We start from the raw sequence: 11,843 nt of genomic DNA on the forward strand, positions 1-11,843 counted from the left end.
TTCTTCTTTCTATCTTTTCTCGATGATTTCATCTACTGGCAAGCGGTAGCTTGGTTCCAATTTTTCATCTGTGTAACCCACTGTAATCAAGAGTTCTGGGCGGAAGCGGTCTTCGATATCCAAAACTTCATTGACTTTTGATTTGTCAAAACTAAGAATAAGATTTGATCCGATTCCTTGGTCTGTAAGAGCCAGAACCAAGTTCATAGCAACCAAACCTGCATTGAGGGCTAGGTAGTCGCTGACTTGTTGTTCATTGTAACGGGCAAATTCAGCAGGCAAATTCTTCATAAAATATTGAAGTTGCTCTTCAGAAAAGTTATTAGCACCACCAACTCGGGCAATCTTACGAGCACGTTTAGCCAAATCTGTGTCTGTAAACAAGGCAATAGTTACAGGCGCTGATGATACCTGTTCAAAGTTTGAACCGTAAGCCAATTTTGCTAGTTCGGCATTTTTCTCACGCACCACTACAAATTTCCATGGCTGGCTGTTGTGGGCACTTGGTGCCAAGGTTGCAATTTCGATAGCCGTACGCACATCTTTTGGATCAACCGGCTTATCAGTGAAATGCTTAGTCGCATGACGTTTTTTGTTTAATTCAAGAAATTTCATAATCGATTTCCTTTTCTAATTCTACTGCTTCCATTCTACCATAATTTGAAAGAGGTTGCAGAGATTTTTCGTAGAGACAAACTGGAACAAGGATAAGCAACCGAATGAAGAAAATCATTTCAAGCAGGAAGCCCCTTATCCAGTTCCAATTAATTTTCAGCTGCTTAAAGAAACTAGTCCATCTTATATTCTGACTTTATAGCCTCCAAGAAATTCTTCACATCCTCTACATACCCATGCTTTTCTATTAAGCTTGCTAATAGTTCCAGATTGTGCCCCTGATAGTTGTCTTCTCTTCGTAGCTCTTCATACATTTCGATAAAGGGAAGTCCCTTGGACTTGGCCAGTTCTAACTCCGCTTCATAGTCATAAGCGACTTTACGAAATAGGATATTGACCAATTCCCCATCTTCAACTTCTATCACGACATATTGGGCACGGTGATTTTTTAACGCCTCCCAGTTAAAATAGGGCATGCCAATCGAACCTGGATTGATGATTTGTTGCCCCTGACTTCCATAACGAAGCAATTGTTTGTGAACATGACCATAGACTGCCACGTCCGTTTCCTCATCTAGCAGTTGGTCAAATTTATCTGTATCATTCCCAACCAGTAGGTCCCCACCATAGTTTTTGTTAGGTAAATTATGAGAGATAGAAAAGCGCAGCCCCTCAACTTCTTTCTTTTCCAGCAAAGGCAAGCTTCGTAGCCAGACAATCGTTGCAGGATCCATTCGCTCCATCAAAAACTGAGTCATTCGCATTGACTGGATTTCTTGTGGATCTTCCAAACCGTATTCACCATCCAAGGCCTCAAGGACACAATCATCCCAATTGCCTCGAACACTGGCTGTGATAGGAAGGTCCTTTAGCAGGGCTACCAAGTCACTTGCACCTGGACCGGGAAGAAAAATATCTCCCAGAAGCCAGTATTCACTGACTCCTTGATTTTTAGCATCTGCAATCACTGCTTCTAAAGCTGTCGTATTTCCATGAATATCTGATAAAATTGCGATTTTATAATTCATTGTGTTCTCCTTCTGTTTGATAATCTACTTGTTCTTCCGCAACTTGAGCTAAGGCTTCTGCTTCCTGCGGGTTCAACTTCCTCTGCACAGCCTCTGCTACTGCTCTTGGTACTCCAACTTCGACAATCTCATCCACACTGGCTTCCTTGATTTTGGTCAGAGACTTGAAATGCTTCATAAGATTTTGCTTGCGTTTAGGTCCCAGCCCTTCAATTCCATCCAATTGTGATGAAAAGGAGTTCTTAGAGCGCAGTTGGCGATGGAAAGTGATAGCAAAGCGGTGCACCTCATCTTGGATGCGTTGGAGAAGGAAAAATTCCTGAGAATTGCGAGACAACTCCACCACCTCAAGCGGATCTCCAAAGAGCAATTCATGAGTTTGGTGCTTATCATTCTTTTGCAGCCCAGCAATTGGAATATCCAAGCCTAGTTCATCTTGGATGACTTGTTTAGCAATATTGACTTGACCTTGTCCCCCATCAATCACAATCAAATCTGGCGGCGTCAAACCCTCACGTTGAACTCGACCATAGCGTCTACGGATAACCTCACGCATACTAGCATAGTCGTCTGGTCCAACCACAGTCTTGATTTTGTACTTACGATAATCTTTTTTACTTGGTTTGCCGTTGACAAAGACCACCATAGCCGAAACAGGGCTAGTCCCCATGATGTTGGAGTTATCGAAGGACTCGATACGGACTGGGGTCGGGATTTGGAGCAAACTTCCTAGATTTTCAATAGCTCCTTGGGTCTTTTCGACTGATTTCTCTAGCAGATTGAACTTCTGTTCCAGACTAACACGAGCATTTTTTATGGCTAGATTGACCAGTTGTTTTTTCTCACCACGCTGAGGTTTGAGAATCTTGGTATCCACCAAGGCCTTGACTGCTTCTTCATCGATATCCTGCGGAATCAGTACCTCACTGGGAACTAGATGAGATTTTTCTTGATAGAATTGTCCTACATAGGTTAGAAAGTCCTCATCCGGATCATTATAATAAGGGAAAAGGTTGACATCGCGCTCAATAAGCTTGCCCTGACGAACAAAGAAAACCTGAACACACATCCAACCCTTGTCCACATAGTAGCCAAAGACATCACGATTCTGGAGATCCTTAGCCATGACCCGTTGCTTGGTTCGAAGCGTTCCAATAGCCTGAATCAAATCGCGATATTCGGCCGCACGTTCAAATTCCATAGTCTGGGCAGCACTTGCCATCTTACCCTTGAGATCATCGATGATTTTGTCGTCCTGTCCTTTTAGGAAATCAGAAACCTCCTGGGCCATGGATTTGAAATAAGCTTCATCTTTCTTACAGATGGTATGAGCCATACACTGGCCGATATGATAGTAAAAACAAACCTTAGACGGTGGATTGGTACACTTTCTAAAAGGGAAAATCCGATCCAGCAACCGCTTGATTTCATTGGCTGCCCCCACATCTGGATAGGGACCAAAGTAAAGACCGTCGTCCTTCTTGACCTGTCGGGTAATAATCAAACGAGGATAGCGCTCATTAGTGATTTTGATGAAAGGATAGGACTTATCATCCTTGAGCATGATATTGTACTTGGGCTTATTTTCCTTGATCAGGTTGATTTCTAGGAGAAGGGCCTCAATATTGGACTCCGTAACAATAAATTCAAAATCTACAATCTCAGACACCAAGGCCTCTGTCTTGGTATCGTGACTCCCACGGAAATAAGACCTCACGCGGTTGCGCAGATTTTTTGCCTTTCCTACATAGATAATGGTGCCGTTTTTATCCTTGTGAATGTAACAACCAGGGCTGGTCGGCAAGAGCTCTAGTTTTGATTTAATCAAGTTATTCATAGTTCCATTATAGCAAAAAAGTAGGGAAAGATAGTCCCCTACTCATTGGTCTCATATATTTTTCGAAGGTTTGCAACATCCTCTTCCTGAATACCATAAAAGGAACCAGCTGGTTGCATCACAGACTTCTCATCTGTATGGTCCAAGCCGATCGCATGCCCCAACTCATGTTCTGCAGTATGGACAATGCGCTCATAAGAATAACCATAGTCTGGATTGGACAGATAATAATGATTCAACCGCACCGTTACAGACAAGAATTGTCCCGTCAAGAGATTGGTCTGACTTTCAGCCTCTCCTGCTACAGGAGTGTTTCCGTCGTTCATCTCAGCAGCCAAGATGTCCGCCTTGCTGGACTCAGTCACGATTTCAAAGTTAAAAGCACCAGTTTGATTCCAATTCTGGATAGCTTCTAAATAAGCCTCTTGAAAGCGTGAATCCATCTGAGGATCCAGGTAAATACGAGCAGAGGCCTGAGGCCACCTTCCTTCAGAGTGTTGGTGGCTATCTGTCTGGTTCAACTTAGGCAGTTGCCCTGTTTTTTCCCATTGGTCAATACTTTGTTGACCAATCTTGACAGACCGCTCTGCTTGCTTTAGCGCTCCTTGAAAATCCCCGTTTAGATACCAGAGAATTCCGAAAGCAAGTGTGCATAAAAGCAAAACAATCCAAACCAGGCGCCAAAACAAACGCCAAATAAAAGAAAAGAAAGCTCCTATCAAACGAAAAAGCCAGCGCATATCTCTCCACCTTTCTAGCAAATAAAGGCTATTTTACTAAAACAAGCTGAAAGAAAACTAAAGAACGACTTTCTTATCTTATCGCCCTAATATTTTTTTGAGTAACTGAATAGCTTTGTATTTTAAAGGCGATGGATGATAACGGAAAGTCCCTACTTTACGTACAATATAGCCATTAAAATTTTGTTTAAAACGCAAAACGCCATCACTACCATCAAAAATCCCTTGAATCCCTAGGAAGTTGTATTTAGGTATCCCACGTTTTATGCTTTCCAACATAACATATTTCTGAAGTAGCGTAGGGGCATAAAATTTATTAAACTCAGTATAGGAACCACTAAAAAGATAGGTCGTTTCTTGAGGCATATAAATAAATAAACTACCTGCTAAAACAAGATCTTTCTCTCCATATTTTTCAATCAACTCTCGTGCTTCTGCTTTTCGAACTTCAAAGCTTTCATACTGCCTAGCCAACTCTTTGTGTTCTTTTTTCTTTTGTGCAGAATCTGGATATTGTTCTAATAAGAGTAATGAGGTAGCTATTTTTTCAGATAATTCTTTTTGCTTATGTATTAAATTTTGTATATATTCTCCTAAATTTAGACTAGCAATTACAAACTCGGCTTTTTCTCCAAAAGAGTCATAAAAGTGCTCATAATATTCTAAACTTTTATCACTATATTCTCGACGTTCAGAGGTTGTTTTTGTTATACCTTTAAAAATTGAAAGTTCTTCACGATTTAATTTTTTCAACTGAATACCAAATGTATCAGCCTTTTTCACCAAAGGTTTCCCCTTTTTACTAAAACTATTAATCAAGGTCTTTTCAGTTAGCTCATTCAAATCTTTACAATATAACCAATCCGGTTCTCCACCTGGGTAACCTGTTTTTAAACCATCAAATTGATAGCCCAAATCAGTCAAAACTTGAATAATACTTTTTTTCTCATCATCTATTGGATTACCCTCACTATCAAAAGTTTGATAAATTTCATAAGGTTTTACAAGTAGCTCTAATGCACCATTCTGCTTAGCATATTCTTTTAACTCCGCATAAAAAACTGGCAGGGATTCTTTTCTCGTATAAATAGGCCCCGAATTGAGCTCCATATGCAAACCACCTAACATAGGTAAGCTATAAACCAGAGCTGCAACTTGAATTTCTCCTTCTTGTTTCAAAGCTAGATAAACAATTCGAGCTCCTCTTTTTTCTAACAAGTCCCCCATCTGGACCGATTGCATAAAGGAACGAGAAGAAACCTGATCAGAATAAGCCTGAAACTCTTCTTTCGTGAGTGTAATTAGTGCCATATACTTACTTTCTATGTTTTTTTCTTAATGTTTTACGGAAATCAAGAGCAAGTCTTAACAGAGGATAGAGAGGATGGGTAGGCATTGTAAATTCACCCAAGTATTCTTCGATCGTTGGATTAAAATTAGCTTTAAAACGATAGAGTCCACCATCTAAAGCATTCTCGACGCCTCCTAAATTTTGCCATAAAATGCCACGTTCAAAGGAATATCGAGCTGTCTCATACCAAGTCAAAATAGGAGCTTTATAACGTCTAAAATCTTCATCCATTCCTGCGTATAGATTGACAGAAGTTTGTCCGAATTCTAAAGTCAAGGTAGCTGCTAAAGGAACTCTTGCTTGACCTGCATCCATATATTCCTGCAGGAAAGTCAATTCCTCTAACAAACGTTCTTTTTCCTTCTTCTGCGCTTCTACTTTTGAAGTTCGAGTCGACTCAGTAAAGGTCTCTTCCAAGGCTCTGTTTTTCGCTAACTGTTCTTCTAATTCTTGCGAACGTTTAGAAACATCCAAGGTTGCCAAGGTGATATAGGCCTTGTCCTTAAAATTATCTAACAATTTTTTATAATAGGCTTCATTCCTCAAATGGATATCTTTTCGCTTCTCAGTTTTTTTCATCAAAAACGAGAAAGATTCTAACAATTCATCTCTACCAATCTGAATCTCTACACCCTTATTTCGAGCGGATCGAATAGCTTGTTTTGTTGACTTGCAAAGTTTATCTTCTGTAAAATTTTCCTTGTATACTTTTGCCTGAATACGAGGCTGAATGGTATCTCCCATTCCATCGGTCTTTCCTGACCACCTTACTCCCATTCTTTGCAAATTTTCAATAATAGCCATATTTTCAGGATATTCTATTTTTTCATGCTTGATTGAACTTTGCGATAGGCAAATACTTGGGTCAAAAATCACAAAAATCGCTCTCTTGCTTCGAGCATAGGACTTAATGGATTGAAGAACAAAGTTCAGGAGTTTAGCATCCTTATAATCTAAAACAGGACCTCTTGGGATATAAAACATTCTATAGCCTAGAGGAAGAGTTTTAATCAAAATACTAGCTGTAGCCAGTAATTTATCTCCTCGGTAGACGCCAAACTTTTCATGTTGCCAATCAGACTTAACCTCTTCCCAAGCACTACTTTGTAATACATTGCCTAATTCATGGTCTTTGACAAACTGATCATATTCTAATGCGGGAATGCCAATTTGATAACGGTACATCTCTTACTCTCTTTCCAACAATAATAGAATTTAACTACTATTCTACTATTTTTGTTTAGAAAGTCTAGTAAAAACATATTTTAGTTTCTATTCCATAGAAGACATGGTTATTGAAAGAGTAATACAAACTAAACTAGCTTAATCTCTCTTCTAATTTGAAATCGATTGGTAGGGTTGCTAAGAACCGTTCCAATTGTTTTTCCCAGTAGTACCATTCGTGAGTTCCAGCACTATGGCTATAGGTCACATCAAATCCCAGTTTTTTGAGATTTTTCACTGCGAGATTATTGGCTTCGTACAAGAAATCCTGCTCGCCACACCAAGCCCAAAGTTTGGTCTTTTTATCCGATTTTTTAGCCAGACTTTCAAGAGAATAAGGACTAGCTGTCCAGTCTTTAATCTCTCCAAAAACACCTCTCCAATAAGCTGGTGTTCCCAAATCTTGGCTCTCAGGAGAAAAATCTTGAAAACTAAGAGCACCTGAAAAGCTAGCTGCGTGAGAAAAACGATTTGTAGCAAGAGCCAATTTGAAACAGCCATAGCCTCCCATAGAGAGGCCAGCGATAAAGGTCTTTTCACGCTTGCTAGTCATATTAGGGAAGAAGCGTTTCAGAACCTGTGGCAATTCCTCTGCTAGAGCTGTGTAATAGTCAAAACCATATTGGGTATCGGTATACCAACCGTTGCTGGTATTGGGCATAACAACGATGAGATTGGTTCCTCGGAGTAAGCGTTCTACGTTGGTCCGCTTGAGCCAACTATTATGATTACCAGACATCCCGTGCAAGAGGTACAAGACTGGAATGTCTTTACAATCTGGTTCTTCCACTCGATTAGCATCAGGATAGAGGACATTCACTCCCCACTCCATATCCAAAACTTGTGAGTAATACTCGATTTTCATTACTGCCATAATTTTTCCTCTATTTTTCTATAAGAAAAAGCCGAAATTCGACTTTCTCTCCGTTTATTTCATCGCTTATTTTGCTTCCATGACTACTGGTAAAATAGCTGGACGACGCTTAGTTTGATCAAAGAGATACTTGGTCAGATTATCACGAACCTTCCCTTTAAGATCTGCCCAGTCAAAGTCATCTCCTTGAAGATAGTCTTCTACCGTCTGATTAATCAATTCTGAACTTTCACGGAGAATATCACGGCTCTTCTTGAGATAAACAAATCCACGCGTATGAACACGAGCCTTGGCTACAATTTTCTTCTCACGACGGTTAACTGTGATTGCGACGATGAAAATTCCATCTTCTGACAAGACCTTACGGTCACGAAGAACCACATTACCAACATCACCGATGGCATTTCCGTCAATCAAAACATCCCCTGCCGAAACCGCGCCAGCTGGGACAAAGTCCCCATTCTCATAAGCCATGCTGGTCCCCTTTTTAGGGATAAAAATGCGTTCTGGCAACATCCCAACTGCCATAGCAGCCTTAGCATGGGCATCTAACTCACGGTATTCCCCTTGAATCGGGAAGAGATACTTGGGTTGCAAGAGATTGATCATCAACTGCAAATCACGCGCATTTCCGTGCCCTGACACACGCAAGCTTTGAGTGATCAGTTTGACAACCCCTCCAGCTTGGTAAATCATGTTTTCCACACGCGCAACGAAGGCTTCTTTAGCAATAGACGGAGCCGTAGCAATATAGACCAGGTCCCCATCCTTGATTTCTACATAACGATGGCGACCAATCGACATCTTACGAAGTCCATTGATAGGTTCACCCATACGACCTGTCTCAAGAATAATCAACTCATGGTCTTCAAAGCGAGACATATCTTTCGGCTTAATCAAGAGAATTTCGTTGGCTAAAGACAACTTCTTGAGACGAATCGCTGTGCGGACGATATTTTCAATATCAAATCCTGTCAAGACAATACGTCGACCTGTTTTATCCGCAGCATCAAAAATCTGCTGGATACGAGAAAGGTTACTGGAAACAGCTGCAACGATGATACGACCTTCCCAGTCAGCAATGGTTTGGGTAATTTCATCCCTAACTTCACTTTCACTAGCCACCTGAATATTGCTGTCCGCATTGGCCGAATCACTGAGGAGAGCCAGGACGCCGTCACGACCGATTTCTGCCAAACGAGCGAAGTCTGTCGCATAGGATTCACTAGCTGTCTGGTCAAATTTGAAGTCACCTGTATAAACGATGCTACCTTCAGCTGTCTTCAAGACAATTCCCAGGCTCTCTGGAACGGAGTAAGTCGTAGGGAAGAAGGAAACCACTGTCCCACCAAAATCAATCTCCGTATTCTCATCAATGACATGGAAATCATTAAATTCCTTAACGGCATCATTTCCTTTGACAAAGAGTTTGGCCAACTCAATGGTCAACTCAGACCCAAATACAGGAACTTTAGCCTCTGTCAAGAGATAAGGCAGAGCACCAATGGCATCCGCATGCCCGTGGGTCAAGAAAACCCCAGCAATACGGTCGCTATTTTCAAAAAGGTAATCCATCTTTGGAATCACCACATCAACCCCTAATTGTTCATTTTCGGGATATTTTAACCCTACATTCAAAACAAAAATGGACTCTCCAATTTCAGCAATGTACATATTTTTCCCATTTTCACGTACACCACCAAGTGTTGTTAAACTAATATTACTCATTTTTCCTCCAAAATCTTAGTTTATCTTGATTATAGGGTTACTTACCCTTTTATTCTAAAAGCACTATTACTTTTAGCCGAATCTTTTCCTACTATTATACCATTTTTTTGATGATTTTCAAAATGAAGATTTATTTTCAAAAAAGAGCTGGTTGCCCAACTCTTTCCTATCTGCTATTCTTTTTCCATTAAAAAGTTATAAATTTCTTGCACGGTACCCAGCGCCATCATTTCTTGGTCTTTAACGGTTTGTTTGAGATTTTGGTAAATCTGACTTTCTCCGATTTCCCGCTTCGGTGCCTCTTTATTCACTGTCATGACCCCATCTTTGATCGTCACAAAGCCTAGCTCTTCAAATACTTGAATCATCTTGACTAGCAAGATTTGTTGAATATTGAGATAAGCAGCCAAGTCTTTCAGCTTGTAGCGAATATCAAACTCTGGAAACTGGTAGATGGTCTTGTACAATTTGGCAAACTGCTCTCTAGTCCCATAACCTGTTAGATAGTAGGCCTTGTCAATATCATTTTTGAAATAGACCGCAGAGAAATTCTGTTCCTGAAAAATGGTCTTCAGCTGAGTAATATCCTCAGGAACGGTTTTTACGATAACAGCTTCACTATCCGCCAGATTTGGCAGTTCTCCAGCAAAATCCAAGACTGGAACTCCTTCTGGCAAGACTGCATTCTTCCCACGGATATTAAAAAGTTGAACACCCTCCACACGCGCATCCACCATCATCAGCTGCAGGGCAGTTTGGCCATTCCATTGGTTGACAGAGAGAGTCACTGCCAATTCCAATTGCTTGGTCTGTGAGAATTCAGTCGCCCTTTTCCCTTGGCCAAAGGCCACTACCTCAAAACTCGCCTCGCCTTTAGAAATTTTCAGCTTGAGATGGGCATTACCTGCCCCCATAGTACGGGCACTTTCGACCTGAAAATCCTTGATATAAAAGATAGGTTTCTGATTGTCCATGCCAAAAGGTGCCAAACGTTCAAAACTTTTGACCGTTTCCAAGCTAAGTGTCTCCAAATCTAGCTCTTCATCTAGATTTAACTTGTTCTTGCCAGCAGCATCTGCTCCTTTTTCACGGACATAATCTTCCAAAACCTGAGATAAATCTGAGAGTTTCTCCACTTCCAGCGTCATTCCTGCTGCGCCAGCATGGCCACCAAAGGCGATAAAGAGGTCTCGATGGGGATCCAGCGCCTCAAAAATATCGACCGCTTCCACACTACGAGCACTACCCTTTGCACGACCGTCCTCTATATTGAGAACGATGACTGTCTGCCCTAGTTCTTCCAACAAACGACCAGCCACGATTCCTAGAACCCCAGGATTCCAGCCTTCCTTGGCCAAGACTTGGACCTTCTTCTCAGGGTCCACCATGGTCTTAGCTTCTTCATAGATAGACTGGACGATTTCCTTGCGCTCTTCGTTTTTCTGGTGAATCATGAGGGCAATCTCGTGAGCTTCCTCGTCGTCAAATCCAGTCAACAAATCAATGGCAGGATTGGGATCATCCAAGCGGCCCAAGGCATTCAAACGAGGGGCAATCTGAAAACCAACCGTTTCTTCTGTTACTTCGTTGGCAGCAATCCCAGCCATATCCAACATTTCTTGTAGACCTATGCGCTGAGTATGCCCCAACATTTCTAGACCATATTGAACCAAGATACGATTTTCATCCGTCAAACTCACCATATCGGCAATGGTTCCGATAGCAACCAAATCCAGTAGTTCCACTTGCACTTCTTCTAAAAGGGCACAAGCCAGCTTGAAGGCCACTCCACAACCAGCCAAATATTTGAAAGGATAGTCCGCATCCGGATGCTCAGGATGAACGATAGCATAGGCATCGGGCAGAGTTTCAGGCATGGAATGGTGGTCAGTCACAATGACATCTACTCCCATAGACTGGGCCAATTCAATGGCTTCATGACCGGCAACCCCATTATCCACTGTCACTATCAAGGAAATTCCTTCTTGCTCGATAAAGTATTTATAAACACTGGCATTGGGACCATATCCATCAGTAAAACGATTAGGCAGGTAAACACGGCACTCGGCACCAAGCTGTTCCAAACTTTCCTTCACAATCGAAGCTGAAGTCATACCATCCGCATCATAGTCTCCATAAACGAGAATATTTTCCCCTTCTTCAATGGCCTGACGAATCCGAGCCACTGCCTTGTCCATATCATGGAGCAGATAAGGGTCATGCAAGTCCTCCAAGGAAGGTTCTAAAAACTTCTTTAGACTTTCTTGGTCCTGAACCCCTCTTTCAAACAATAAGCGAGCCACCTCAGGACCCAGTCCAGCCTTCTTGGCTATTTTTGTAAAATCCGCATCTTCTACCTGCGGGGCAAACTGCCATTCATAAGTAGGTGTTATCAAAAAGACATCCACTCTTTCTAAGAATTCTCTTGCTTCATTATAACACGATT

The 11,843-nt window shown here is 41.4% G+C and carries 9 protein-coding genes; all 9 read right to left on the bottom strand.

Annotated features, from left to right (window positions below):
* Nucleotides 1-9: 9 nt before the first annotated feature.
* A complete protein-coding gene (locus tag B7700_RS01580) occupies nt 10-615 on the bottom strand; it encodes a nitroreductase family protein (protein WP_084886677.1) in 606 nt (201 codons plus the stop codon).
* 173 nt (nt 616-788) lie between these two features.
* Complete coding sequence (locus B7700_RS01585) at nt 789-1,643, bottom strand: metallophosphoesterase family protein (RefSeq protein WP_084886679.1); 855 nt, start codon at nt 1,641-1,643, stop codon at nt 789-791.
* Nucleotides 1,633-3,480, bottom strand: coding sequence for an excinuclease ABC subunit UvrC (gene uvrC / locus B7700_RS01590; protein ID WP_084886681.1), 1,848 nt, complete (start codon nt 3,478-3,480; stop codon nt 1,633-1,635). The genes B7700_RS01585 and uvrC overlap by 11 nt, the downstream gene beginning before the upstream one ends.
* A gap of 38 nt (nt 3,481-3,518) precedes the next feature.
* Nucleotides 3,519-4,220 carry a M57 family metalloprotease gene (locus B7700_RS01595; protein ID WP_084886684.1) on the bottom strand — a complete coding sequence of 234 codons (702 nt, stop codon included), beginning with the start codon at nt 4,218-4,220 and terminating at the stop codon, nt 3,519-3,521.
* Between the two features lie 78 nt (nt 4,221-4,298).
* Nucleotides 4,299-5,531: an aminoacyltransferase gene (locus B7700_RS01600; RefSeq protein ID WP_084886686.1), complete on the bottom strand. Its 1,233-nt coding sequence runs from the start codon at nt 5,529-5,531 to the stop codon at nt 4,299-4,301.
* 4 nt (nt 5,532-5,535) lie between these two features.
* The gene (locus B7700_RS01605; protein ID WP_084886688.1) at nt 5,536-6,756 is read right to left on the bottom strand and encodes a peptidoglycan bridge formation alanyltransferase MurM; all 1,221 of its coding nucleotides are present in this window, start codon (nt 6,754-6,756) and stop codon (nt 5,536-5,538) included.
* Between the two features lie 133 nt (nt 6,757-6,889).
* On the bottom strand, nt 6,890-7,669 hold the full coding sequence (locus B7700_RS01610) for an alpha/beta hydrolase (protein ID WP_084886690.1): 780 nt from the start codon (nt 7,667-7,669) through the stop codon (nt 6,890-6,892).
* A gap of 66 nt (nt 7,670-7,735) precedes the next feature.
* The gene (locus tag B7700_RS01615) at nt 7,736-9,397 is read right to left on the bottom strand and encodes a ribonuclease J (RefSeq protein ID WP_084886691.1); all 1,662 of its coding nucleotides are present in this window, start codon (nt 9,395-9,397) and stop codon (nt 7,736-7,738) included.
* A 173-nt stretch (nt 9,398-9,570) separates the two neighbouring features.
* Nucleotides 9,571-11,793 (bottom strand): single-stranded-DNA-specific exonuclease RecJ, encoded by a 2,223-nt coding sequence (recJ, locus tag B7700_RS01620; protein WP_192855643.1) that lies wholly within the window; start codon nt 11,791-11,793, stop codon nt 9,571-9,573.
* Nucleotides 11,794-11,843: the final 50 nt, after the last annotated feature.

It is taken from the genome of Streptococcus mitis, from assembly GCF_002096755.1.
In the GTDB taxonomy this organism is placed as follows: domain Bacteria; phylum Bacillota; class Bacilli; order Lactobacillales; family Streptococcaceae; genus Streptococcus; species Streptococcus mitis_AC.